This is a genomic window from Lysinibacillus sp. FSL K6-0232 (genome assembly GCF_038008325.1).
In the GTDB taxonomy this organism is placed as follows: domain Bacteria; phylum Bacillota; class Bacilli; order Bacillales_A; family Planococcaceae; genus Lysinibacillus.
Map to the genome: position 1 here is coordinate 343,823 of NZ_JBBOYW010000001.1, position 24,812 is coordinate 368,634.

Genomic DNA, 24,812 nt, shown 5'->3' on the forward strand with positions numbered 1-24,812 from the left:
CTAAAAATAAAATAGATTATTTGGAAATTTCCTCAGGTGTAGCTGTTATTTTTAGCCTCTCCAATTCAATTTTTTCAGATTCTACCTCTAATTCTTTCTGCCTCACTAAATATTCTTTTTTAATTTGATACATTTTTATAGCTCCCAGAACTCCAATAATAAAAGCAAATACAAGCATTAAAATTTGAATATTTGAGAAATACAAATAAAACACCTCGCTTTCAACTTTATACCGAATTATTTACCGACATCCAAGCTGATTCATAAATGTTGCTATAAGATTCATCTTTTTATAAGAGATCTCTATCAAAATCAAATTTAACAGTTTTTTAAGAAATGTTAAAGGAATTAGTAAATAATTTAGGTTTATATATACTATACATTTATTTGGAATTTATGTATAATAAATTAAACCCTTTATTATACTTATATGTATTATATTGGGTTAAAAACTAAAAGAGATGAATGTTCAATGAAAAAAGTTAATATTTTTATTTGTAGTTTGATATTCACTTTGATTATCTCTACAGCTTTACCAAACTTTGCACATGCTAGTGAACTAAATAGTAAAGGAGAAGCTCTAACAGAACTAATATTGTATAATTTTAACACAAAAAAATTAGAATTTGATGATAAAATCGCTCAAGAAAAGTATAATTTTACAAATGAAGAAATAAATTACTACGAATATTTAGAAACCTTAACTTCTGAAGAGGTTAATACTAAATTTTTAGAATTAGGAATAGACATGGAGAATTATGATGGTGATGTAATCTACAAAGAAGATGAAGAAGGGGAACTTACAAAATATGGTGTAGTCGCATGGCTTGTAGGAATTGGTTTTGTTTCTATTGTTGGATATTTTTTCTGGGATCGATATCTTACACATAAAGAAAAAATGAATTATATGAATAAATGCTTTGCTCAGGGGGGGAACCCAGTAATTGACTCAAGAGATAATGCTGGTTTAGATGGAACAACTGATGCCATGGCAGCTCAAAAAATTGGTGGATATAATTTTGCGTGTAAAAGACCATAAAGCTATTAAGAATGAAAAATTCTAAATGAGCCAATATGATTATTTATTATTTTAATATAATTATATAGTTTCAGTAACTATATGAGACGCTTAAATTGATAGCTTGAGCTAAATCTATGAAAGTAAATCTTAAAGTGAAAGCTCGTTTATTTTAATAGGATAGAATAACCATATTATTATTTGCCCAATATATTTTTAAAGATGGAACTGCTGAGGCTTCTAAATAGAAAGACCTATTATATGGGAAATTCAAAGAAAAATTATACCATCTCCTAATAATTAAGGAGGTGGTATTTTTACGTAGAAAATTCTAAATATAATGCTGCGGGATGAACTAAAAATAAAGGTATTGCTTTAGTGTATATAGAAATATATGCGATAAGAAAGACAAGGGGGAGGATGTGAAATAAATAGATACGCTACAAATCAGACGTGTTGATGATACCACTATTGGTTGTAAAAAGGCGTGTGTTGCAAGTAAACACTGAAGTGGAGGGAGCGACTCAGGCAAAATAGCATAGACGGAACATCCATTTTTTTCAGCCCTCGCTGAAAAAATGAGTTGGAGCCTGCGCCCGCAACTGAAATGAACAAGGTTTTCGTATCCTCTTTAAAATAAAGGTTAATCAACACGCCTAGTTATAAATTGTATTATTGATAGGGGGAATAAGGAATTTAGCGTTTTAATTGTTTAGTAACAAGAGAATGGAATAAAATCATTGAAGCTTGTATACATTGAAACCTAGATGTGTGAATGATACAAATACTAGTTGTGAAAAGGTGGGGTTTGCAAGAAAATGCTTTATTTGATAGTCTATTCTTGTTCATTGGAGCCTGCACCTGCGAAAAGCGTCTCCCACAACGGAAATGAACATAAAAATACAGGCTAATCAACATGCCTAATTGAGACAATCATTACTTTTAGAAAGGTCTTATGCCAATGCAAAGTATAATTTTAATTTTAATTCTTCAGCTAGTTTATGTACCTTTTTTAACATTACGTACCATCTTTTTGGTAAAGAACATCACCTTCCTTGCTGCGATATTTGGTATGCTGGAGATGTTGGTGTATGTATTTGGCCTTTCGCTTGTTTTTAGTGGAAAGCAAAGTATGCTTGCGATGGTTGTTTACGCATTTGGCTTTGGATTAGGTATATTTTTAGGAGCTAAAATCGAACGTAAGCTAGCAATCGGCTATGTCTATGCAACCATTAATACGCAAAATAAAAATGAAGAACTTGTACAATTTCTACGTAGTGAGGGGTTTGCCGTTACAATCTATGTTGGTGAGGGGCGAGATAGTAATCGCTATAAATACGAAATCCTTACTAAACGAAATCGTGAAGCGGAGCTTTTTCAAATCGTCGAACAATTTGAGCCGAATGCCTTTATTATTTCCTATGAGCCTAAATCATTTAAAGGTGGCTTCTTAGTTGCTCGTATGAAGGCAAGACAAAAATAACTAGCAGAAAGGGAGTCGCTACATCTAGACTCCCTTTTCCTTTGTTATTGAGCGACTAGCTTAAGGAATTGGGTGAATACTCCTCTGCATTAATTGACGCATTAGCTTCGACCCAGTTTTTAAATAACTCAAAGTCTGTATAGACAACTTGCTTGTAGTGCATAGCCTGTAATAGAATATGCTCTATAAAAATTGTATGGTTTTTACCAATAGCTTTTAAAATTTCATCTTCACTATGATATGTGAACACATGTGAGTAGTCGATATCGGCTCTGGCATGGATTTTGGCAGCAATTTGTCCCATAATTGCAGTTGTTGTATAGTAATCCTCTAAGCTTTTGTAGTTTTTTGGCTTTACCTTTTTCTTAAATGGTGAACGTTCACGAATATAAAATTCTTGCCCATCCAGTGTTACATAGGCAAGGTGAGGATCTTCTAAATGGTGCATAGCCTTTTGTGTACCGACAACACGTGCACCTTGATGACTATATATATTCCAAAAATCCTCGTGATATGGTAGGAAGTAAGCTGGAATAGCTGTGCGAACCTCCTTCATTTCTAGCACAATATCACCCTCTACTAAAATATAGTAGCGTTTTAAACCAATGGAGGCGGTGCCAGAGCCATATTTAATGGCGATGTCCTTAATTGTATAGTTGGTTAAAGCATTTGAAATCGCTTCATATTCCTCTGCTGAAACAGGCTGTATTTCCTCCTTCCATTGAAAAACATGCTTGCCATCCTCGTTAATTTGTGTAATATCTTGCACAAATTGAGTGCTTTGGCGTTTCTCCAGCTTTTTCAGCATCTTTTTAATAGGCCCCTTTGTATTATCCTTTGTAAAGAGCATTGTCATTGGGTCATCCTGCTGACGCTGAAAACGTTTCAGCTGCTGAAGGTAGCTGCTCAGAAAGCTTTGAATCGCTGTTTCCTGGGCTGCGTTATGTAGGAGCCAACATAGCCCTCATCAAAATCATTCACATCAAATACAATATTGCCTGTTTCATTTTGAAAAGCGCCAAAGTTGTCCATATGCATATCGCCCTGAATCCAAGTTGGTTTTATATCAGGTGTGTGGAAGATAGAAGCAATCTTTGTCACATCAAAATAAAATAAGTATGCACTACCACGGAAAAAACGAAATGGACTTTCCAGCATTTTTCGATATTTCTCCAAGCGTTGAGCCTCTGTTAAACTCATACGTTGACCATCAAATTCCTCAAAAATCGTTGCTAATAGCTGTTCTCTTAAATGTACCCTTGTTTGTTTAACTTGCTCTAATAAAGCATGTCCCATTTTTATCAGCTCCCTTTGTTTTTAAGTATATACGGAAGATATAGCAATAGGTTTCAAAACCATTCAAAAAATGTCTATGTATCTTATGCGATTTTATAACATGTTCAATAATTTGCTTTCATACTATAAGACATGCTTAGTTGCAGAGGGGGGTAATATGTATTTTTTGACCAAAAGCCTTGTTATTATAATAGGAAGTATTGCTTTATCATTAGGCATTAATGTGTTTTTAACACCCCATGAAATTTTAGATGGGGGTGTTGTGGGACTAGCGCTTATTTTACATTATTTATATAAGCTAAAAATTGGTTTAATGATTATTCTCATTAGTATTCCAATTTTTATTATTGCTTGGTTTAAATATAGAGCCTATTTTTACAATAGTGTGCATGGCTTAATTACTTCTTCCTTTATTATTGATTTGCTAAAGCCAGTAAGGAATATTGTACAAATAGATGCTCTTTATAGTGCCATATGTGGAGGTATTCTCGTAGGCTTTGGTATTGGCTTAATGCTTCGATTTCAGACAAGCACTGGTGGGACAGATTTAATTGCTCAATTTATCTGTGACAAAACAGGCATCAATGTAGGTGTTCTTATCTTTTTTATTGATTCCATTGTTATTGTAATTGGTGGACTTCTTTTATCCTCAACAACGTTTTTGTTATCAATTATTACGGTGTTAGTTGTAGGGCTTACAACAAGTATGATGACAAGCCGCATATAAAAAAATAGCTCCAGTATACACTGAAACTATATTTTCATCAGCTTCTTTTTCGGGTGTGCAGGCTTTACTTCTGCAAGGAGTATCGCAAGTAAAATAAGCGCTGCACCTGCAATCATACGTCCTGTTAATAGCTCATGTAAAAAGAGCACGGAAAATGCCATGCCGAAGAATGATTCCATTGATAAGATAATAGCACCCTTTGTAGCGGATGTATGTTTATAGGCTATATTTTGACATAAATAAGCAATGACTGTTGAGAAAATCGCTAAATATACAATGGATAGCATACCTTCTTTTTCGATGCTTGTTGGTATATCCCCTTGTCCAATCACAATGATTATCCCTATGATCGAAGCGGATATAAATTGGATAATGGTTAATGTAATAGGGTCCTCTTTTTTTACAAAGAGATTTGTATAGAAAATATCAAAGGCAAAGCCAACAGCACAGGCCAATGATAACAGGTCGCCTATATTGATTGTCAATGAGCCTTCAAGCGATAAAAGTCCAATTCCGAAAATTGCCATAAAAGCACCGATAATCTCATAGCCATCAATACGGCGTTTATACACCGCAAGCGCAATTAGCGGCACAATAATAACATTCACAGCGGTTAGAAAGGCATTTTTTGATGGTGTTGTATATTCGAGTCCAACGGTTTGTAGCGCGAATGCTGTATATAAAATTGCGCCTAATATCGCACCTTTCCAAATAACTGATTTCGAAGCTTTTTTTAATCTTTTACCGAATAATAAAATTAAAATCAGTGTTGCTAAAGCAAAGCGAGCAGCCATCAATTGATAGGCTGTGAAATATTCTAAGGCAATGGCTGTTACGACAAATCCACTACCCCAAACGATTGCAGTAATCAGCAGCATACCATCAGCTATATAGGTTTTCATTTTTCTTCTTTCCTCCTAACTTCACTAGAATAGCATAAGAAAGAGGGAAATAATTTAATTTTATTTCTAAATATTCAGGCGTTTTTTTGTACTTATTCCAAAGCAATTACTCAACATTTAATAGGCTATGTAATAAGTACAATTTAACGGCTGCGGAAAGGCGTTCATAAAAAACATGATCATTATCTATAGGTGCCACTAGCTGACGTATTTTTGTCATGCGATAGCGAATTGTATTGGGATGGCAAAATTGTGCTACAGCTACTTCCTTAATATTTCCCTTTTTAATAATATAGTTGATAGCTGTTTCCATTAAATCTGGGTCTGCCTTATGATTCAGTAAAGGGTCTAAAAACTCTGTAACATATTCCATTGCAAATGCTGGCTCTTTTCGATAAAGCTCAATAAATAAACGATCAGATGCAAGGCTTTTATAATGATAGCTTGGTAGCATATCAATTTTAGCTAGAATACTAGCAAAAAAGGCTTCCCGTAAAGCGACAGGAAATCCAGTTTGGCTATTATAACAGCTACTATAGCCGAAAGTGATTGTATCCGTAGGGATGGCGTATAATGCTAACCATTCATGTAAAACCTTGTCAAATTGAAACTGCTGGGATGAGTGCGTCATAATAATAAAAATGCTCTGTTTATAGGTACATACCAGACCTGATTTTAAGAGTGACTCTAACGAGAAAAAGGGTTGCATCCAGCTAGGGTGAGATAAGGTATCTGCTCGTAAATTTGCTACAAATACATATTTTTCAAAGGGTTTATTAAGTTGCTGTAAAATAGATTGAACTTGCTCTTGTGTAATATCCTCTTCGATTAGCCTTCGTAATATAGTTTCTAAAAAGAACGAATAATCCTGTGTTTTAGCATAGGCCATCGTTTCTAAAATAATTTTCTCAAAAAACTCATCTCCACCAAATTTTAATATCGGGAAATTTTGCTCCTCTGCATAGGCTAAAACCTCGTCAGGCAAATGCTGAAAAATAACAGGCTTATAGGCTAGGGCACTCGCCCCAAGCTCCACCAAATTTTTAACAGCATTCAATAAATAGTCAGGCTGTTGCTTAGCGAATAGCAAGCTGCTTAGCACAACGCTATTTGGTGTGAAAATCGTTTCTCGTACAGGGTCAATATCTGGTGAAAATTCAAAGTCTAAAATTTCTACATTGTGAACAGCTCTATGTAACCCATTGTGACCTGCAACAACAGTAAAATTTTTTGTAATGGGGAGTTGTAAAAAATTTTCTACATTCATAATGAAACCAAGCCTTTCCTGTAATCAATTACGCCTCAGCGTAATTGTACCTGTCGCTAATGCTTTCGATACAAAAAGAATTTGCTGAACTAAGATAAACTGCTATTCCCTATTATAAAAGGACTGATGAGTAAAAGACCAATAGTATTATGAGCTATGCTAAATAAAAAATTTGCTTGTTTAACGGACAGTCCCACATAAGTAGACTTTTTATTAATACTAATGAAATAGTATAAAAAGCATGTTTCCTGAAAGGGATTTATGAAAAAGTAAGGTAAGAAATAGTGCTGAAGACTTCTTTTTTACACTTGATTCACAGTCTGTTTACAATGAAAGCGTACAATGAACCATAATAACTAATTGGAGAGGTGCAAAAATGGAGTCTGCTATAAGGTATAGGATAAAAACTAGTAATATAGTTTCCCTATTGAAATATTTATATGAAAAATATCGACATAACACATTATATATAAAACGTTTAAAAGCATTAAAGCAAATTATTCAACATAATGATTTGCAGACATACTTTCAGCCTATTGTAGATTTACAAGCAAAGCAAACGATAGGATTTGAAGCATTAAATCGTCCCACACCTTCACAATTATTTTCTAGCGTGGATAAATTTTATGAGTTTGTAGGACAAACAAATTGCGTATTTCTATTTGAGTGCTTTTGTAGAAATCTTTCCTTACAACGTTTCAAGGAGCGGTTATCTGAAAAGAAGATGGACAGAAGCTTTTTAGTGTTTCTTAATATCCATCCGAATGTATTGATAGATAAAAAATATCACAGTGGGGAAACATTACAATTATTAAAAGAACTTGGTATTAAACCTCAGCAAGTAGTTTTCGAATTAACTGAGCGTAGTGCTGTAGTAGATTTTGTGGAATTTGAACGTGTGTTATCTCATTACCGCTCTCAAGGCTATCGTATTGCTGTAGATGATGTAGGCTCAGGCTATAATAGCTTAAAAACGCTTATTTATTTAAAGCCAGAATTTATTAAGCTGGATCGTTCGTTAATTCAGTTTATTGATAAAAATAGGGAGCAACAGCAGCTTGTTACCCTGTTGATGGAATATGCGGAGCAGGCGAACACTAAAATTATTGCTGAAGGAATTGAACGATATGAAGAACTTGAATATTTATCCCGTATAGGTATCCACTATGCACAGGGTTATATGATAGGAAAGCCTGCGGAGGAAATACAATTAGGGAGAATAAGGATGGGTGACTATGAAGATAGGAGAAGTCATTGAAAAAGGTCCATGTATAAACGAATTTATGAAAAATAAAGAAGTGGACAAACTTTTTACAAGCAATCCTTCATTGCGTAGTGTAGTAGTCGTTCGTGATGAAAAACCAATTGGATATATTACACGTACACATTTCTATCAAAAAATAGGCACTCGCTATGGCTATAATTTATTTATGGAACGGCAAAACAAGCTTGTTATTAAAGAAAACTTTTTAATAGTAGATCGTAATATGCTTATTACAGAAGTTAGCACGCTCGCAATGTCTAGGCCTCCAGAAGATTTATATGATGATATTATTGTCACCAAAAATGGCTTATATAATGGAATAGTTAGTATTCGAGAATTACTATTAAGGCTAGTAGATATACAGGTAACGATCGCAAGCTTCTTAAATCCTTTAAGCAGTCTTCCAGGCAATAAATTAATCGATGAAAAGCTAGAGGAAGCATTACAGTTATCAGAATATAGTTTAATATACTTTGATTTAGATCATTTTAAATCATACAATGACACATACGGTTTTAATAAGGGTGATAAGATTTTATTGTATTTAACAGATATTTTAAAAAGGCATATATGCGATGCTGAAGATTTTTTAGGGCATATTGGTGGCGATGATTTTGTTGCTATTCTTCCGCATCATAATATAGAGAAAATTTGCCAAAACATTATAGCTGACTTTGATGCCAATATTTCAAGCTTTTATCATTTAGAGGATTTAACATATGTGCAGGTAGCCAATAGAGCAGGGGAGCTACAGCCTTTAACATGCACTTCTTTATCGATTGCTGTTATTACGAATGAATATCAATGCTTTGACACGGTTGAACAATTGTCGAATGTAGTAACACACGTAAAAAAACAGTGTAAAAAAATAACAGGTAGCTGTTATTTAATTAATAAACAACAAACCTACTTCGTGCATTAAAGAAAACTACGTATGACCTTAAGAAATACTTTTAATTTGTCAACAAAATGGCTTTATAGCAATTTGGATTATATAGAATAGCTTGAGCAGCTCCTATGAAGAAATATCGATCGTTGAATATTATATTTATTATAATAATTGAATTTTTACCATAATTAAGGATTTTAAAATGAGGTTTGTGACTAGAAATAAAGCTTAAAATGGATGTCTATAAACTGCCCCTAGATTATTAAAAAATCTAGGGGCAGTTTATAATTTGTCACCAATTGCAGTGTTAGTGATTAAACTATCTATACATTCAAAAGGATATTTAGATGATTTTCTCTAAAACTAATTCTTTACAATAGGGTGATTGTTACTGAATTTTCCGGGTATACTCATAGGCAAGGAAGCGTTTTATTTTAGAAATTTATTAATCTCAATAAAACATACTTGAATTATAGGAATTAAGGGTATATAATTCGAATACGTTATGATAAAACATCTTAGGGGGACTTTCAGTGTCAAACTTACAAATCATTCTGAACGTAGCAGTGTTGCTTGTGTTCGTTGGAATTTTATATGTTATGAACAAAAAGCACGTTAAATTTTCTAATCGTGTTTTTGCAGGTCTAGGCTTAGGGATTGTACTTGGGCTAGGGCTTCACTTTATCTATGGTATTGATTCGGAGGTACTGACGAAAACAACATCTTGGTACAATATTATCGGTACAGGTTATGTAAAATTACTACAAATGATTGCTATGCCATTGGTATTTATCTCTATTTTAATTGCCTTTACAAAAATGAAGATTGGCAAAAACTTTGGGAAAATGGCGGCACTTATTTTAGCGATTTTAATTGGTACAACGGCTGTTTCAGCAGCGGTAGGTATTTTTTCAGCAACTGTATTTGATTTAGATGCAACGCAAATTTTGCAGGGGGATGCAGAAGCTGCACGTGGTCAATATATTGAGGAAAGAGCAACAGGCTTAGCAGCACCAGATTTACCAACACAAATTATTGAGTTATTCCCAGCAAATCCGTTCCTTGATTTAACGGGTGCTCGTTCTACTTCAACGATTGCGGTTGTAATTTTCTCAGCATTCCTTGGTTTTGCTTATTTACGTGTGGCACGTAAGGATGAGGGGACAGCAGCTACTATTAAAAAAGGCTTGGATGCTATTTATGCGCTTGTCATGGGTGTTGTAACAATTATTTTACGTTTAACACCATACGGTATTTTAGCGATTATGGCTCGTACTGTGGCAACATCTGATTTTAGTGCTATTTATAACTTAGGTAAATTTGTCATTGCGTCCTATGTAGCATTAATTATTGTATTTATTGTACATTTATTAATTTTGACATTTAGTGGCTTAAACCCAATTACGTATGTAAAAAAATCTGCAGAAACATTGTTATTTGCTTTTACATCACGTTCAAGTGCGGGCACATTGCCTATGAATATTCAAACGCAAACAGGACGTCTTGGGGTATCTGAAGGTATTGCAAACTTCTCTGCTTCCTTCGGCTTATCTATTGGTCAAAATGGCTGTGCAGGCGTCTATCCTGCTATGCTAGCCATTATGATTGCACCAACTGTTGGCATTAATCCGCTTGATCCCGTCTTTCTTATTACGGTTATTGCAGTAGTAGCGATTAGCTCGTTTGGTGTAGCAGGTGTTGGTGGTGGTGCGACATTTGCAGCAATTCTAGTATTATCAGCGCTTGATTTACCAGTTGCGCTTGCGGGTGTATTAATCTCTGTGGAGCCTTTAATCGATATGGGGCGTACAGCTTTAAATGTTAGTGGTTCAATGACTGCTGGTGTGACAACAGCACGTGTAACAAAAGAATTGGATACAGCTATGTATAATAATAAAGAATTAGGTGCGCAAGTATCAGACCTATAACATAAAAAGAAGCCTCTTTTAAAGTAAAAAACTTTAAAGGGGCTTTTTTGTGTAGGTTATATTATTTTTACATAAAAATCTTGACCATTAATTAACTCGGCAACCTCGATATGATAATTTTGCTTGTAGTAATGATAAATATTGTAGGCTAAACCGGAGTGTCCATTTAAATATGTGCCTTTTTTAATTTCTTTACGTGGGTTATGGAAGTCAAAATATAAACGTGCATCAGGGCTCATTGTCTTTAAAATAGCCAGAAACTCTTGTTCTTCAATATGAATACCACGTGTATATCTACACTCTCTGCGATACGTATCGTGAGCGACATTCACTGGAGACGCTTCAAAAATCATTTCAATTTGTTTATTCAAATGACAACAACTCCTTTCGAATTATTAGTAGCATCCATTAAGAACAATTGATGAAAACTAAAACTTCGCGAAAGTTTTTATGGTTCTAGTATATAATTATCAGAAAATTATAGCAATATTTTTCTACCAATCCTGCTGCTGTATTTCCTCCGCTACAATTTGTAAATCATAGGCATTAATAATGAAAAGCGTATAGTCATGTGTTTCCATATATTTTTCAGTCAAACGCTTAATATATTTTGGTGATCCTTCATTTTCCTCATCATAAATAAGCAGTAGTCCATCTGTATTTTGAATAATAAATTTATCCTTCTCAATAAATTGCCAAGGTGCTTCATAGGGTCTTTTGGTAACGCTTGTCACAAAATCGGCTTGGGCAAGTATTGTTTGATATTTTTCCTTTTTAGGGTCCTGCCAATTTTTCTCTTGTTCTAAAAAAGGGGTAATAACCGAATATTTCAAGTGAGGAAATTCCTTTTGTAGCATCCATATTACTTCAGCACTCCATGTTTCCACGCCCTGCTGTCCACTGATAATCACCCATTCAAGTCCTTCATCTAATAATACACGTAAGCGATCCTCTACTGCTTTTTTAATAATGGCAATGCCCGGATGCTTATCATTAAAAATACCAAGTTCATGTGGTCGATAGCCAGTAATCATAATTCGCTGTAACAACAAAATGCCCCCTAAGCTGTATAGTTGTACTAATAGTATACAGTAGGGGACAGATGAAAACGATTTATAAGGTTAAATAGGAAATAACATCGCTATTGTTCAATGTGTATTTAAGATAGACGGTCTATTTCAGCTTGAGCCTTTTTTAAAGCCTTTTGAAGCTGATAAACTTTAAGCATACTAATTAATCCACCTAGTAATGCGCCCAATAAAACAGAGCCAATAATAACAAGGATTAATGGCCATTCTGCTTCTCCAAATAAATAATTAACGGTTACACGATCTACGTTGATTACTGAAAAAGCCGCAATAATTAAAACAACAACTAGAGTTAATATTAAATTCCATTCTTTTTTCATCAGCCATTGCCTCTTTATTTGAAAGTTTTTAATTATTATATAATTTAATAGGAACAACTGACAATATTAACTACTCTAAATAAGTAAAAATGATGACAGGTATAAAGAAAGCCTGTGGAAACCTCTTTTCTCTGCACTAGAATATTTGACATTAACCATAAAAAAGATGACCTCAATTACCTTAGAGAAGTCATCTTAACGCCTTTTATTGATTATCTATTTTGTGAACGCTCAGCCGGTTGTTCAATTTTGACATAGCGCCATAAGCTGTTGGCGATATCGCGTGCTTCACCTACATGCTCTGTGCCTGCGAAAGCTTTACGGAAAGGTGTAAGCAATGATTCAACAATAAAGAGCTTTGGTTTTTCTTGCTGTAATTCCTCTAATAAAAACTGTGCATATTCTAAGCCCTCTGGTGTATCTGTACTTGATAGCCCTTTTGTAAAGCCTTGTAATTGCTCAATCACCATTTCCTTTGTCACATTTTTATAGTTCACGACATTTTGAATGGTATTAATCATTTCCACACTAATCAGAATTTCTTTTGATTCCAGCATAGTAGGTATAATTACGCTAATATTGCGTAATGCTACACGTACAATGGCTTCTCGATTGATGTATTTATAATCAGCAATAAAGACTGCACGTAATGTGAGGTTAATCATGCCAAATGTTTGCACAGCACATTCATAGCTAATAGGGCTAATCTCTTCTCCAAATACTTGTACAAGGCGATTAGCAAGCCATTCTACTTCTTGTAAATGGTAGTTAATAATAATTTTTTTTAGCTCGGCATCACGTGAATGGAAGATAGATTCGAAAATTTGTACTAAATTTAGCTCTTTATTGACATGCATAAGCACCGCAACTTGCTGTGTTAGTACCTCTAAATCCGTTGGGTCCTTTCCATAAAGCAGTTCATGGCGACGATTGCTTGCTTCTTCACGTCCCTCATCTAGAATGGCGATTAAGCATTCGTTTTTAGAAGCAAAGTGATTATAAAATGTACCCTTTGAAATTTTAGCAGCACTAATAATGTCATTAATGGATGTATCAACGAATCCTTTTTTTATAAAAAGTTCACGGGCTGCTGTAATAATTTGTCGTTTTCTTTTATTCATAACCTCACCTTTTTTAAAGTATTATACTCTTATTCTATAGTATAAACGCTTATACATCAACATTTATAAAATTTATAAACTTATTTGTTGAAAAAAATAGACTGCGAGTATAAAATAAATTTTATCGCAAAACATAAGAAAGAATTGAGGGATAAAAATGGATAGTGAGCAAATAATGAAAAAGCCCCCATATGGCATGATAGCCATTTTATTTGTGGGTGCTTTTGTTGCTTTTCTAAATAACACACTGTTGAATGTAGCATTACCAACAATTATGAACGATTTTGGTATCACATATGCAAAGGTACAATGGCTTGCAACAGGCTATATGCTTGTTAGCGGTATTTTGGTTCCTGCTTCAGCATTCTTTGTTACACGCTTTAAAAATAGACATTTATTTATTACAGCGATGTCTATCTTTACAATTGGTACAATTATGGCAGGTTTCGCACCGAACTTTGGTATGCTGCTAGCAGGTCGTATGGTGCAAGCAGCAGGTGCTTCTAGTATGTCACCACTTTTAATGAATGTGATGCTAACGAGCTTCCCGAAAGAAAAACGTGGGGCAGCAATGGGGATTTTTGGTTTAGTAATGATTATGGCGCCAGCAATTGGTCCTACATTATCAGGCTATATTGTGGAACATCACGATTGGCGTATGCTTTTCCAAATGATTATTCCATTTGCTATTCTTAGCTTATTATTTGGCGTTTGGAAACTACGAAATGTTATGGAAACACGTGAAGTACACTTAGATTTCCCTTCAGTCCTGTTATCAACAGTTGCATTCGGTGGTATTTTATACGGCTTTAGTACAGCAGGTGATAAAGGATGGTCAAGTCCTTGGGTATACGGCACAATTACAATTGGCTTTATCGCATTAATTATTTTCATTATTAAACAGTTGAAAATGGATGAACCGCTACTGGAGCTACGTATTTATAAATATCCAATGTTTGCATTAGGATCTGTGATTTCCGTTATTATTTCGATGGCAATGTTCTCAGGAATGATTTTAACGCCAGCTTATGTCCAATCTATTCGTGGTATTGAACCGTTTGAGGCTGGTTTAATGATGCTGCCAGGGGCACTTGTAATGGGGATTATGTCGCCAATCACTGGTAAATTATTTGATAAGTTTGGTCCACGAGTGTTAGCAATTATTGGTTTGGTAATCACAACAGCCGCGACATTCGGTTTAACAAAATTGGAGATTGATTCAAGCTACACATATATTGTATCAATGTACACAATTCGTATGTTTGGTATGTCGATGATTATGATGCCAATTATGACAAATGGCTTAAATCAACTACCACAAATTATGAATCCGCACGGTACAGCGATTAACAATACATTGCAGCAAGTGTCAGGCGCTATTGGTAGTGCAATATTAGTAACATTTATGAATAATCGTACAAAGGTGAAAGCAGAGGAATTAGTGGCAGAGGCAAAAGCAAATGCAGCACAATCAGGGGCTGCGCCTACGCCAGAGCAGATGCAGCAAATGCAAGACCAAATTATGCAAACGGCTTTATTAGATGGTATTACACATTCCTTCTTAATCGCGACAGCTTTAACAGCGGTTGCCATAGTGCTGGCATTCTTCTTAAAACGTGTAAAAGTTGAAAGTGCAGCAAATACTATGGATTTAAAAAAGCCAACTAAATAATATGTAGAAACTCCCTTAAGATAAATTAGTTATCTCTAGGGGGTTTTTTAAGTAAAGTTCCAATGACGGTACAATTGATTAACTTTAATAGCGCTCTAATATAGGGCAATCTTATCTATATGTGGGAACAGTATGCTCTGTAAAATAAAGGTTTATCAACAAGCATAATGTTCAAGCTTTGATGCTGCATAATAAGTCAAATTTATGATAGTTTAATAGCAAATCGTTGACCAAAACAAAGGAGCTTGAAAATATTGTCGAATTTGTGTATTAGCGCATTGAAATAATGGGCAAACAGTCTTATAATGAAGGTTGTAATGTCACCAAGACAAGATAAGGATGGTATTATGATGCGCTTTTTGCACGATAAAGTTAAACACGCTAATAACAAGTCATACGATTGCTATCCAGCCCTTGTGACTGGTGAATGTGTAAGATATACGCTGTAACGACTGTTAAGTTTTACCTTAATGGTCTTTTTTACATGTAAGTAATAAAAAATAGTACTAGTGATGGCAAAGGAGAGTTCAAAATGTCAGAAACGAATAACCAAACACAGGCTGAGCAAGTAACTGTGAGTAAAGAGCAATTAGATGTACTAGATCAATTATTAAAGCCTGAAGTTCAGGAGTCACTTACAACATTAGTTGAGCAATTACCAAAGCTAACTGAAATGATGACATTAGTAACAAAATCATATGAGTTTGCTCAAGCTGTTGCAACAGACGAAGTGCTTAAAAATGATACTGTTGGAGCAGTATCAGAAATTGCTGGACCTGTAGTAGGTTCTGCCAAAAACCTTGCAGCAACTGCGATTGAAGCGAAAGACCGTGCATCTGAAAGCCAGGAAGTAATTGGTTTATTCGGTCTTATGAAAATGTTAAAGGACCCGCAAGTTCAAAATATTTTCCGTTTTGTTAATGCTTTCTTACAAGTAAACGCAGAACGTAAAGGTAAATAAGACTAAAGGTAAATTCAATTCGTAAGGACGGAGGATCAATTAATCATGTCAAAAGAAATCGTCATCCTAGGTGCTGGTTACGCTGGTGTGTTAACTGCACTAACAGCACGTAAATACCTATCAGCTGATGAAGCTAAAATTACTGTCGTTAACCAATTTCCAACACACCAAATTATCACTGAGCTTCACCGTTTAGCTGGTGGTACAATTGCAGAAGGTGCTGTTGCATTGCCGCTAAAAAAAATCTTTAAAGGTTTAGATATTGATTTACACATTGCAAAAGTAACAAACTTCAATGTAGATACAAAAAAAGTTGATTTAGATAATGGCTATACATTAACATACGATACACTTGTTGTATCTTTAGGTAGCCAAACAGGATTCTTCGGTATCCCTGGCTTAGAAGAAAACTCAATGGTTCTTAAATCAGTTGATGATGCAAATAAAATTAACAAACATATCGAAGATCGCATTAAAGCATATGCACAATCTAAAAATGAAGCAGATGCAACAATCGTTATCGGTGGTGGCGGTTTAACAGGTGTTGAGCTTGTTGGTGAAATCGTGGACAACTTCCCGAAAATCGCTGCAAAACATGGTGTTAATTTTGCTGATCTTAAAATTAAACTTGTTGAAGCTGGTCCGAAAATCTTGCCAGTTCTTCCAGATACTCTTATCCAGCGTGCTACTGAAAGCTTAACAAAACGCGGTGTAGAATTTATTACAGGTACGCCTGTTACAGGTGTTGAGGGTAATGTGATTTCCCTAAAAGACCGTGAACCAATTGTAGCAAATACACTTGTTTGGACAGGTGGGGTAGCACCACTGCCAATCGTAGGTGAATCAGGTCTTGCTGTTGACCGCGGTAAGGCAACAATTAATGAATTCCTACAATCTACATCACATGAGGATGTATTTGTTATTGGTGACGCATCTGTAGCATTACCAGCTGACGGCGGACGTCCATTATATGCGCCAACAGCACAAGTTGCATGGCAAATGGGTGAATGTGCAGGCTACAATGTATTTGCACAATACAAAAACCAAGATATGAAGCAATTCTCAGCAGTAAACTCTGGTACACTTGCAAGTCTAGGTCGTAAAGATGCTGTAGCTACAATTGGCGCTAGCAACACAGAGCTAAAAGGTCTTCCTGCTACATTAATGAAAGAAGCATCGAATATTCGTTACTTAACACATATTAAAGCTTTATTTGGCTTAGCATACTAAAATAGTAAATCCTCTTAAATGCAATTTTGCGTTTAAGGGGATTTTTTCGGTCATCTAAAATAGGCATCATTGATTAATAGTAAGAAAATAAGTAAAATTAATTAGACAGGAAAATTTTACTTGAGGTGATAGGGCTATGTTCACAGTATTTCAATCTAAAAAAGAGGACGTTGAGCAATTTAAAACAAAAATTGATGAATTAAATGCAAAGCTGGATAAAAAGGACCATGAATTTCAAATATTTTTAAACGAGCTACATAAAGAAATCATTGAAACGATTGAACAGCATAATAAGGTCAATGATCAGCATGCTGTTTTAGGTAAAATGGTTGGCGAAATCGTAGGAGAATTTAATAAAGTAGAAAATAGCACAATTCAATCCAATAGAATTTCAGAAAGCGCGCTGGATAAGGGCAACTCATTAATTTCTTCCTCTAATCAAATGATGACATTATCAGTGGAAAGTAAACAGGCTGTTCATGAGGTGGAGCAATTGATTGATGCATTAGGGGAGCAATCGCAAAAAACGTCGTTAAGCATGAGCAATTTAAGCGAACGCTCCAAACAAATTGCAGAAATTGTAAACGTTATTGGTGAAATTTCAAATCAAACGAATTTACTAGCTTTAAATGCATCCATTGAGGCGGCAAGAGCAGGAGAGCATGGTAAAGGTTTTTCCGTTGTGGCTGAGGAAGTTCGAAAATTAGCGGAAAGTACAAAAACAAGTACAGAGGATATTGCTAATTTAACAAAGAAAATTGAAGAACAAATTGGACTAGCCTATGAGGATAATAAAAATAATATGCAGCTAGTATCTGAGGGAATTGAAAAAAGTGCTAAAACGTCCACTCAAATTGATAATTTATTGCAAATTATGACGAATGTGCAAACAGGCATTAATGAGCTATTAGACTATATTAAAGATCAAAAATTATCAAATGAAGATGTGATGCATAAATTTAAGACAACGACTGCCTTATTTGATGAAACAAACCGTGTGTTAACAAGCCATATTGATGAATCCGAAATTGTAACGAAAAAATTATTAGAGGCAGTAGAGCAAGTAAAGCATTTTCCAACAGAGCAGTAAAAAACACCAGATTGTATGCCACAATCTGGCTAAAGCTTTAAAAAGAATTTTGATAAAAGTGCCTCTTTGCAGGCTGTATATTGCAGCATAATAAAATAACAGCCACCACTAACATAACCCAAGAGGCACTAACGATAACAAGACGAATGGTTATCCATTCAGCAACAATGCCAAACAGTATTGTTAAGATAATACTAAAAAATGCTTCAAAAAAGCTATACATGCTGCCGATACGTCCCATGCTTTCAGGTGGAATATTATTTTGATAAAATGTATAAAAGCCTGTATTCGCAAAGGCAGTTGCAAATGCTAAAAGAAAGCAACCAAAAGTTGCGATAGTGAATGTCCAGGATGCGGTAAAAATAACATAGCCCAAAGCTGTTAAAACAGACCCCATGCCAATAAGCCAAGCAGTAGAAATTCTTTCAACAACAGCAGAATTGATAACAGAGCCAATAAGGACACCAACTCCTGCGATACTAACTAAAACCCCATATTCCCCCTCAGACAAAGCAAGTATCTGAGTAGCAAAAGCAGCCTCTAAAGAATCGGTTGCTGTCATAAAGACAATCATCATATTAAATAGCAAACAGATTATCATGACATACGGGTTACTAACACTAAAGCGTATCACCATTTTCCAATCATCAAGCCATAATTGATAAAATAATTTTTTCGTTGTATGCCGAATAAATTGCTCGTGTACTTCTATATTCGGCATTTTTATAGTAAAGCAGGCGGATAACAATAAAGCTACTGCATTTAGGTAGATGGCTATATGGGGTGTGCCAAGCGTAAAAAGTAAGCCCGCAATAGCCGGTCCTGTAAGAAATGCGCCCGAATCCAATAAGCTACGCAGTGAGTTAAAGCGTTTTCGTTGTGCAGCCGGTATTAATTTTGTGATATAGGCTGTAGATGTTGGCTGATACATAGCACTTGCGGCCGTAATCGAAAAGACTAAGCTATAAATCCATCCTAAGCTAGAAAAGAGGGGCAGTAGCACAATTAATAAAGCTTGAAAAATATTGAGAAGAATCATGAGATATTTTTTGTTGAAACGATCTATCAAGCTGCCTGCCCAAAAATTTGTTAATAGAGAAGAAGTAGCTCTCACAATATATAAGCCAGATACAGCAAGAGCGGATTGTGTAAGGTTTAGCACAATAAGGTTTAAAGCAATAAAATAAACCCATTCACCAACACTAGAAATACCAATACTACATAATAAAATAACAGGATAGCGCCATGCTTTCTTCATCATAAATTCCTCCTTTTATTTTGGCAAAATAAAAAATCTCACCTCCAAGACCTATAGTCTTAGGGACGAGATTGTGGAATTTATCGTCACGTGGTGCCACCCTAGTTCACTATTATGTTACCATAATAGCCTTTTCAGTACGGCATAACTTCCATGCTTATACTGTAACTCTATAACGGGAGTTCCCGTCACACCATCATTCAACCGAAATCCAATGCGCTACTCCGAGACTTGTTTCGATAATTCGTTCCTGCTCATTTGCAGCACCCTGAGCTCTCTGGGAGGAACAGCCTTATGTACTCTTCTCTTCATTGTATTTTTGCTAGTGTAGCATATGTATGGAAACTTGGTAAAGAGTGCATTTAATATTTTCGAAGGAGTGTTTGTAATTGTGTGAAAGCAGATTGGCAAAGTTGTAGAGATAACATTGTATTATCTGTAATTTCAAGAGAATAATCTGCTCCTTCTAATATGACTAGATGATGATTCGTAAGCTGTGCTAGCTTTTCTTGTGAGTAGTGGGGGTCTGCTGTACCAATAGCTATAAATGCTTGCTTATTGCATAAGTTTTCCATCGTATGCTCCAGCGATAACATTGGTGTGAATAGCACATAGTAAGCAGGAATCACAGAAGGCTGCTGCATATAAAAATCTATAATCGGCATAGTGCCTAATGATTTTCCTAGATACACTGCATTTGTATAGGACTTTGTTTGCAAGCAATATTCTACAATAGTATTAACGCTGTTGTATACCATATTGGAAATAGCTAGTGGTTCCTGCTCAAACTGTTGCTGTTCAAACGTGTAGTTGATCTGTATAACATCATAGCCAAGCTCAGGCATTAGGGATTTTGCATAATAAAGGATAGGCTTATTATAGCTATAGCCTGTACCAGAGAACATAAAGCAGATTTTATTACTATTCTTGTCAAAAAAATCATAGGAAATGCCGTTGTAAATGTTTTGCTGAGGTTTGATTTTTATGTAAATTACTCCATTTGTTCTATCTATTGGTTTATAATTTTACTATAATAAGGAGGCGAACTTTATGAAAGCTATCATGATCAATGAATTTGGATCAGCGGATGTTTTAACATATTGTGAATGTCCAAAGCCTACGATTGCAAAAGGCGAGGTATTGATACGTACAACCTTTACAAGCGTAAATTTTGCTGATATTAAAAATCGTACAGGCAATAAAGCCAAGGCAAATTTTCCAATGATTCTTGGTTTAGATGTCGCAGGTATTGTAGAGGACGTATTCGATATAAATAGTCCTTTTCAAAAGGGTGATCAAGTAATTGCCTTTCCGAAAAATGGAGCATATGCAGAGTATGTTGTAGCAAAGGAACAGCTAGTATTTAAAATTCCACAAGATGTTCCTATAGAAAAAGTAGCCGCTGTACCGACTGTGCTATTTTTGTCGTATATCTTAACACATCAAGTAGCAGCCATTACTGAGCAGGATAGTGTATTAATTCATGCTGCCTCTGGCGGAGTCGGGACAATGCTAATTCAAATGGCAAAAAGACTTGGGGCAAGGCAAATCATAGGCACAGTAAGTCATTTAGACAAAGCAGCCATTGCTTACGAGCTTGGGGCGCATCAAGTATTTACTTATGATAGCTTCAGTGCATCTATTAATAATTATACAAATGGTGTTGATATTGTTTTTGATTCGATTGCAGGCGTAATTACAGAGGAAAGCTTACATTGTTTAGCACCATATGGCACACTTGTCCAATTTGGCAATAGCGGGGGTAGGGCAGGAACGATTAAAACATCGGATTTACATAGCAGCTGTCGCAATATGAAAGGCTTCAGCTTGGGTACAACAAGAGCGAAAAGACCTGAAATGCTACAGCAAGTGGCGCAGGCTATTTTTGCTATTGTAAAAGAAGAAGGCTTTCAAGTGCCAATTGCTAAAATTTTTACCCTAGAGGAAATGCGACAGGCTCATGAATTCATGGAAAGTCGTCAGCATCAAGGTAAAATACTAATAAAAATATAAATTAAGGAAAGATGATGCTCCATACTTATGAGAGCATCATCGTTCTTTATTAATTTTCTAATTCAGTTAACCTTTCAACAATACGCCTTTTGCGGTAGAGCATAATGCCTGTTTCAGCAATATCCTGAATCATGCCTTTATTAGCATAAGCACCAAAAATCATGCCAGCGATTGGAATCATTTGAAACAGCTTTTTCCAGCCTAGCTGATCGCGATACGTATAAAAGACCTCCTGCCAGCCTTGAAGCTGAGAAATCATATTTTCTGATGTCTTTTCGTAGCTATTCATCGTTGAAAGCTCCTGTAAAATCGCCTCTTTTCCAACAATATCAGCAGAGGTAAACTGGAGGCATTTGACAATAAAAATCCGTTCCATTTTATCGTTAGGATCATAGCCATGGATCATCGCAATTTCCTGCAATGTTTTTAATGCTGTGCCTAGAATCATAGGGATATCAATGGCTAATGTAAAAATACCACCAAAGCCAGTAGAAGCTCCTTGAACTGTCGCAAATTTCACACGCTCACTTTGTAATTGCTCACTAAGCGCTATCATATCCTCTAACGGTATTTGTCCAACATCAGAAATGGTTAAAAGATGCTCTGTTGAGGAATGCTTGCGAATCCTTTGTAGCATGGCTTGTTCACTAATTAAATATTTTCCACCTGACTGAATATAACTGCCTAATTCATCGACTAATAGGGCAATTTTATTTTGAATAAAGGCAGGTGTCATTTTATCGAGTATTTTAAACGGTATTCTTCCTAGCTTCTCCCAAAACCATAAACCCTTTTGATCATTTTCCCATGCATTGATTTCTTGTAAATGCTGTTGTAATAGCTCACGATTCTCCATGGTTATCAAATCCCCTTATTTGTTCATTTAACTGTACATACGAAAAAATAGCAGGAAAGTTTCATTGATGATATAAGCTAACATCTTCACGGAGATTCATATAAATATTTTTGGATAATATTCGTCATTTTCTCATCATAATCAGGGTAAGTATAATCTAGTAAGGATGCGACTTTTTTAGAATAAAATCTAAACATTTCACAGCATAGATTAAAGGAATCCCAAGCATCTGTATAACCAGCTAGGGAAAAGGTTTGAACCAGTTTCTCTAACTCTTTTTCGGGAAGATATTTACCAATAAATTTATAGTTCTTACCTACACTAAAATGACATCCTTGTCTTATTCCAATATCCCATGACATCATCCGTAAAAGCTCAGGTCGAAGAATTTGGTTGAAATGGTCCAATGCAAAAAGTAGCTCTTTTCTAAGTAAGCCTTTTGCTACATAAGCTGATACGTTCCAAAACTCATTGCAACAATCATCAAACTCTCGCTCGGATGGCTTTTTAATCCAATATTTCTTATCACTTGGAATAATTTTTTCTTTTATTCGTTTATCTTTATCCATCAATACTTCTACTAAACCATCTGAATCAGAGAAATATTGATCTACTTCATTTACAGGAATCAATGTCAAATCTATTTTTATACCATCGCTAAAATACATAATATAGCTGAACCAATTCCCTAACTCTGATGGGTATAGCTCCATATCTTCTGGTTTTTGCATAAATATTATGTCCCCAAATACATTTAGCCAATGGTCACTTTTCTTATAGGGCTCTATATTTGTGACAAAGAATGAAATATCATAATCTTGAAAGTTATCTTTTGGAATATTTGTATTAGTTCTTGAACCTTCAAGAACAGCTAGTCTAATTCGATCATCGTCCATAATAATAGTATCGAAAAGTGTAATTAGTTCATTTTCTTTCCTCATTTCAATTCCTCCCTTTACATTTTGATATGACAGAGGCTATTGCCAAACAGATGCAAGACGAGCAATGCCATCATTAATTTGCTGAAGTGTTAGCCCACCATAGCCGATAATAACCATTGCCTCCTCCGTTTTATGCTGATAGGAGGTAGCGCATGGATAGACACGAATTCCAGCTTCTTTGGCAAGCTCGATAGCCTTCGTTTCTAACAATCTATCAGGAAGCTTTATCACAATATGCAGCCCTGATTTTTCCCCAATTACTTGAAATTCCGCTGAAAAATAACTTGAAATAGCTGTTAGTAATGCTTGCTGCTTTTTACGATAAATTGTCCGCATTTTAGCTAAATGCTTATCAAACAAGCCCTGCTCCATAAAATCTGCTAAGACAAGCTGATCAACCCTTGAAACGACCGATTTTTGTTCATGATAAAAGGCTGTAAATGGCGCTACGAGTGATGTTGGTAGAATCATATAGCTAATTCGTAAAGCTGGTAGCAATGTTTTTGAAAATGTTCCAAAATAAATCACGTGCTGAAGCTGATCCATTTTAGCTAAAGAGGGAATAGGGAGTCCCTTATAACGAAATTCAGCATCATAGTCATCCTCTATAATATATGCTTGGTTTAAGCTAGCCCAGTGTAATAATGCCGCTCGTCTTTCTATGGTCATAATCATACCTAAAGGAAATTGATGGGCTGGTGTTGTGTATAGTAGGTGGATATTTTCGGACGGAATAGTGATACCTGCATCATCCACAGAAATAGCCTTAGTGGACAGACCACATTGCTGTAAAACCGCACGTACTCGTTTAAAGCCAGGCTCCTCTAATCCAACACATGTTTTTGGACCAAAGAAGTGACAAAGGGCTTGAAGCTGACTTTGTGTGCCGCTATAAATAAAGACTTGTGAAGCATCACAAGTAACGCCACGAGAGCGTTCTACATACCGAGCGATGGCTGTCCGTAAAGCATCCTCTCCCTGCCAAGGGCTTATTGTTAAATTATCCACAGTAAAATGCCTTTTTATTAGCTTATACCAAATAGCATAAGGAAAAGCCTCGTTATCCACATGCCCATTATTAAAATCAAATTGAATATGATTCACGGTGGGCATCACGGATATAGAGGGGGGCTGTTGCTTTTGCTGTAGCCAATCAACCTCAAAGGGAGCGATAAAATAGCCAGCGCGTTCCTTACTGTAAATATAACCTTCAGCAAGTAGTTGTTCATAGGCTTCCTTAATCGTATGTACACTCACATTTAGCGTTTGAGCAAGTGTCCGTTTAGAAGGTAATTGTTCATGAGCAAGCAGCCTTTTCTTTAAAATTGTCTGCTTGATTGCTTGATAGATTTCTATATATTTTGGTGATTTGCCAGTAAATACAATAGGTAATTCCACAATGAAAACCTCCTCTGGTATGGTTTGTTTTTTTGAAATTGGTTATATGTATCATATCAATTTTATCGTGTAATAGATAAAGAAGGAGTG

The 24,812-nt window shown here is 35.4% G+C and carries 24 protein-coding genes and 1 other annotated feature; of the genes, 11 read left to right on the top strand and 13 right to left on the bottom strand.

Annotated features, from left to right (window positions below):
* The first annotated feature begins 472 nt into the window (after window positions 1-472).
* Both MHB42_RS01645 and MHB42_RS01650 read left to right on the top strand, forming a co-directional pair.
* Window positions 473-1,039, top strand: a complete 567-nt coding sequence (locus MHB42_RS01645) for a hypothetical protein (RefSeq protein WP_340804013.1) — start codon at window positions 473-475, stop codon at window positions 1,037-1,039.
* Window positions 1,040-1,979: 940 nt separating this feature from the next.
* A complete protein-coding gene (locus MHB42_RS01650; protein ID WP_340804015.1) occupies window positions 1,980-2,501 on the top strand; it encodes a DUF2179 domain-containing protein in 522 nt (173 codons plus the stop codon).
* Between the two features lie 55 nt (window positions 2,502-2,556).
* Here MHB42_RS01650 and MHB42_RS01655 read toward each other — a convergent pair whose 3' ends face one another.
* Window positions 2,557-3,423, bottom strand: coding sequence for a DUF2252 family protein (locus tag MHB42_RS01655; RefSeq protein WP_340808504.1), 867 nt, complete (start codon window positions 3,421-3,423; stop codon window positions 2,557-2,559).
* Entirely contained in the window at window positions 3,408-3,797 is a 390-nt protein-coding gene (locus MHB42_RS01660) for a DUF2252 family protein (protein WP_340804016.1), read from the bottom strand. Before MHB42_RS01660 ends, MHB42_RS01655 begins: the two co-directional genes overlap by 16 nt.
* Before the next feature lie 157 nt (window positions 3,798-3,954).
* Here MHB42_RS01660 and MHB42_RS01665 point away from each other — a divergent pair, with 157 nt between their 5' ends.
* Window positions 3,955-4,524 carry a YitT family protein gene (locus MHB42_RS01665; RefSeq protein ID WP_340804017.1) on the top strand — a complete coding sequence of 190 codons (570 nt, stop codon included), beginning with the start codon at window positions 3,955-3,957 and terminating at the stop codon, window positions 4,522-4,524.
* Between the two features lie 26 nt (window positions 4,525-4,550).
* Here the strand turns inward: MHB42_RS01665 and MHB42_RS01670 are convergent, their stop codons facing one another.
* Window positions 4,551-5,426 carry a DMT family transporter gene (locus MHB42_RS01670; protein ID WP_340804018.1) on the bottom strand — a complete coding sequence of 292 codons (876 nt, stop codon included), beginning with the start codon at window positions 5,424-5,426 and terminating at the stop codon, window positions 4,551-4,553.
* A gap of 106 nt (window positions 5,427-5,532) precedes the next feature.
* Window positions 5,533-6,693, bottom strand: coding sequence for a PucR family transcriptional regulator (locus MHB42_RS01675; protein WP_340804019.1), 1,161 nt, complete (start codon window positions 6,691-6,693; stop codon window positions 5,533-5,535).
* A gap of 376 nt (window positions 6,694-7,069) precedes the next feature.
* Between MHB42_RS01675 and MHB42_RS01680 the strand changes: the two genes are divergently transcribed.
* The 3 genes from MHB42_RS01680 to MHB42_RS01690 all read left to right on the top strand — a co-directional run bounded on the left by MHB42_RS01680 (window position 7,070) and on the right by MHB42_RS01690 (window position 10,774).
* Complete coding sequence (locus tag MHB42_RS01680) at window positions 7,070-7,951, top strand: EAL domain-containing protein (protein WP_402896344.1); 882 nt, start codon at window positions 7,070-7,072, stop codon at window positions 7,949-7,951.
* On the top strand, window positions 7,929-8,879 hold the full coding sequence (locus MHB42_RS01685) for a GGDEF domain-containing protein (protein WP_340804022.1): 951 nt from the start codon (window positions 7,929-7,931) through the stop codon (window positions 8,877-8,879). Before MHB42_RS01680 ends, MHB42_RS01685 begins: the two co-directional genes overlap by 23 nt.
* Window positions 8,880-9,379: 500 nt before the next feature.
* Window positions 9,380-10,774 (top strand): L-cystine transporter, encoded by a 1,395-nt coding sequence (locus tag MHB42_RS01690; protein WP_340804023.1) that lies wholly within the window; start codon window positions 9,380-9,382, stop codon window positions 10,772-10,774.
* Between the two features lie 56 nt (window positions 10,775-10,830).
* Here MHB42_RS01690 and MHB42_RS01695 read toward each other — a convergent pair whose 3' ends face one another.
* The 4 genes from MHB42_RS01695 to MHB42_RS01710 form a co-directional block, all read right to left on the bottom strand.
* Complete coding sequence (locus MHB42_RS01695) at window positions 10,831-11,145, bottom strand: hypothetical protein (protein ID WP_340804024.1); 315 nt, start codon at window positions 11,143-11,145, stop codon at window positions 10,831-10,833.
* Between the two features lie 123 nt (window positions 11,146-11,268).
* Window positions 11,269-11,808 carry a DUF1273 domain-containing protein gene (locus MHB42_RS01700; protein ID WP_402896367.1) on the bottom strand — a complete coding sequence of 180 codons (540 nt, stop codon included), beginning with the start codon at window positions 11,806-11,808 and terminating at the stop codon, window positions 11,269-11,271.
* A gap of 125 nt (window positions 11,809-11,933) precedes the next feature.
* Window positions 11,934-12,182 carry a LapA family protein gene (locus tag MHB42_RS01705; protein ID WP_340804026.1) on the bottom strand — a complete coding sequence of 83 codons (249 nt, stop codon included), beginning with the start codon at window positions 12,180-12,182 and terminating at the stop codon, window positions 11,934-11,936.
* A gap of 212 nt (window positions 12,183-12,394) precedes the next feature.
* The gene (locus MHB42_RS01710) at window positions 12,395-13,303 is read right to left on the bottom strand and encodes a TetR/AcrR family transcriptional regulator (protein ID WP_340804027.1); all 909 of its coding nucleotides are present in this window, start codon (window positions 13,301-13,303) and stop codon (window positions 12,395-12,397) included.
* Window positions 13,304-13,460: 157 nt separating this feature from the next.
* Between MHB42_RS01710 and MHB42_RS01715 the strand changes: the two genes are divergently transcribed.
* The 4 genes from MHB42_RS01715 (at window position 13,461) to MHB42_RS01730 (ending at window position 18,256) form a co-directional block, all read left to right on the top strand.
* Window positions 13,461-14,975, top strand: a complete 1,515-nt coding sequence (locus tag MHB42_RS01715; RefSeq protein ID WP_340804028.1) for a DHA2 family efflux MFS transporter permease subunit — start codon at window positions 13,461-13,463, stop codon at window positions 14,973-14,975.
* Between the two features lie 532 nt (window positions 14,976-15,507).
* Window positions 15,508-15,936, top strand: a complete 429-nt coding sequence (locus MHB42_RS01720; RefSeq protein WP_340804029.1) for a DUF1641 domain-containing protein — start codon at window positions 15,508-15,510, stop codon at window positions 15,934-15,936.
* Between the two features lie 45 nt (window positions 15,937-15,981).
* Complete coding sequence (locus tag MHB42_RS01725) at window positions 15,982-17,166, top strand: NAD(P)/FAD-dependent oxidoreductase (protein ID WP_340804031.1); 1,185 nt, start codon at window positions 15,982-15,984, stop codon at window positions 17,164-17,166.
* A gap of 136 nt (window positions 17,167-17,302) precedes the next feature.
* A complete protein-coding gene (locus MHB42_RS01730; protein ID WP_340804032.1) occupies window positions 17,303-18,256 on the top strand; it encodes a methyl-accepting chemotaxis protein in 954 nt (317 codons plus the stop codon).
* Window positions 18,257-18,293: 37 nt separating this feature from the next.
* Here the strand turns inward: MHB42_RS01730 and MHB42_RS01735 are convergent, their stop codons facing one another.
* On the bottom strand, window positions 18,294-19,517 hold the full coding sequence (locus MHB42_RS01735) for an MFS transporter (protein WP_445299968.1): 1,224 nt from the start codon (window positions 19,515-19,517) through the stop codon (window positions 18,294-18,296).
* A gap of 55 nt (window positions 19,518-19,572) precedes the next feature.
* Window positions 19,573-19,835 (bottom strand) — a binding site (T-box leader).
* Between the two features lie 41 nt (window positions 19,836-19,876).
* Entirely contained in the window at window positions 19,877-20,419 is a 543-nt protein-coding gene (locus MHB42_RS01740) for a hypothetical protein (RefSeq protein WP_340804034.1), read from the bottom strand.
* 145 nt (window positions 20,420-20,564) lie between these two features.
* On the opposite strand from MHB42_RS01740, the gene MHB42_RS01745 reads away from it, so the two are divergent.
* Window positions 20,565-21,527 (top strand): quinone oxidoreductase family protein, encoded by a 963-nt coding sequence (locus MHB42_RS01745; RefSeq protein ID WP_340804035.1) that lies wholly within the window; start codon window positions 20,565-20,567, stop codon window positions 21,525-21,527.
* A gap of 49 nt (window positions 21,528-21,576) precedes the next feature.
* On the opposite strand, the gene MHB42_RS01750 is transcribed toward MHB42_RS01745, so the two are convergent.
* The 3 genes from MHB42_RS01750 to pdxR all read right to left on the bottom strand — a co-directional run bounded on the left by MHB42_RS01750 (window position 21,577) and on the right by pdxR (window position 24,722).
* Complete coding sequence (locus MHB42_RS01750; RefSeq protein WP_340804036.1) at window positions 21,577-22,383, bottom strand: EcsC family protein; 807 nt, start codon at window positions 22,381-22,383, stop codon at window positions 21,577-21,579.
* An 86-nt stretch (window positions 22,384-22,469) separates the two neighbouring features.
* Window positions 22,470-23,324: an aminoglycoside 6-adenylyltransferase gene (gene ant(6), locus MHB42_RS01755; RefSeq protein ID WP_340804037.1), complete on the bottom strand. Its 855-nt coding sequence runs from the start codon at window positions 23,322-23,324 to the stop codon at window positions 22,470-22,472.
* Between the two features lie 36 nt (window positions 23,325-23,360).
* A complete protein-coding gene (gene pdxR / locus MHB42_RS01760; protein WP_340804038.1) occupies window positions 23,361-24,722 on the bottom strand; it encodes a MocR-like pyridoxine biosynthesis transcription factor PdxR in 1,362 nt (453 codons plus the stop codon).
* Between the last annotated feature and the right edge of the window lie 90 nt (window positions 24,723-24,812).

What these genes read in the sequence shown, in the direction of transcription:
- MHB42_RS01645 (WP_340804013.1), top strand. Translation starts at nt 473, where the DNA reads ATGAAAAAAGTTAATATTTTTATTTGTAGTTTGATATTCACTTTGATT.
- MHB42_RS01650 (WP_340804015.1), top strand. Translation starts at nt 1,980, where the DNA reads ATGCAAAGTATAATTTTAATTTTAATTCTTCAGCTAGTTTATGTACCT.
- MHB42_RS01660 (WP_340804016.1), bottom strand. Translation starts at nt 3,797, where the DNA reads ATGGGACATGCTTTATTAGAGCAAGTTAAACAAACAAGGGTACATTTA.
- MHB42_RS01665 (WP_340804017.1), top strand. Translation starts at nt 3,955, where the DNA reads ATGTATTTTTTGACCAAAAGCCTTGTTATTATAATAGGAAGTATTGCT.
- MHB42_RS01670 (WP_340804018.1), bottom strand. Translation starts at nt 5,426, where the DNA reads ATGAAAACCTATATAGCTGATGGTATGCTGCTGATTACTGCAATCGTT.
- MHB42_RS01675 (WP_340804019.1), bottom strand. Translation starts at nt 6,693, where the DNA reads ATGAATGTAGAAAATTTTTTACAACTCCCCATTACAAAAAATTTTACT.
- MHB42_RS01680 (WP_402896344.1), top strand. Translation starts at nt 7,070, where the DNA reads ATGGAGTCTGCTATAAGGTATAGGATAAAAACTAGTAATATAGTTTCC.
- MHB42_RS01685 (WP_340804022.1), top strand. Translation starts at nt 7,929, where the DNA reads ATGAAGATAGGAGAAGTCATTGAAAAAGGTCCATGTATAAACGAATTT.
- MHB42_RS01700 (WP_402896367.1), bottom strand. Translation starts at nt 11,808, where the DNA reads ATGATTACTGGCTATCGACCACATGAACTTGGTATTTTTAATGATAAG.
- MHB42_RS01705 (WP_340804026.1), bottom strand. Translation starts at nt 12,182, where the DNA reads ATGAAAAAAGAATGGAATTTAATATTAACTCTAGTTGTTGTTTTAATT.
- MHB42_RS01710 (WP_340804027.1), bottom strand. Translation starts at nt 13,303, where the DNA reads ATGAATAAAAGAAAACGACAAATTATTACAGCAGCCCGTGAACTTTTT.
- MHB42_RS01715 (WP_340804028.1), top strand. Translation starts at nt 13,461, where the DNA reads ATGGATAGTGAGCAAATAATGAAAAAGCCCCCATATGGCATGATAGCC.
- MHB42_RS01720 (WP_340804029.1), top strand. Translation starts at nt 15,508, where the DNA reads ATGTCAGAAACGAATAACCAAACACAGGCTGAGCAAGTAACTGTGAGT.
- MHB42_RS01725 (WP_340804031.1), top strand. Translation starts at nt 15,982, where the DNA reads ATGTCAAAAGAAATCGTCATCCTAGGTGCTGGTTACGCTGGTGTGTTA.
- MHB42_RS01730 (WP_340804032.1), top strand. Translation starts at nt 17,303, where the DNA reads ATGTTCACAGTATTTCAATCTAAAAAAGAGGACGTTGAGCAATTTAAA.
- MHB42_RS01735 (WP_445299968.1), bottom strand. Translation starts at nt 19,517, where the DNA reads ATGATGAAGAAAGCATGGCGCTATCCTGTTATTTTATTATGTAGTATT.
- MHB42_RS01740 (WP_340804034.1), bottom strand. Translation starts at nt 20,419, where the DNA reads ATGTTCTCTGGTACAGGCTATAGCTATAATAAGCCTATCCTTTATTAT.
- MHB42_RS01745 (WP_340804035.1), top strand. Translation starts at nt 20,565, where the DNA reads ATGAAAGCTATCATGATCAATGAATTTGGATCAGCGGATGTTTTAACA.
- MHB42_RS01750 (WP_340804036.1), bottom strand. Translation starts at nt 22,383, where the DNA reads ATGGAGAATCGTGAGCTATTACAACAGCATTTACAAGAAATCAATGCA.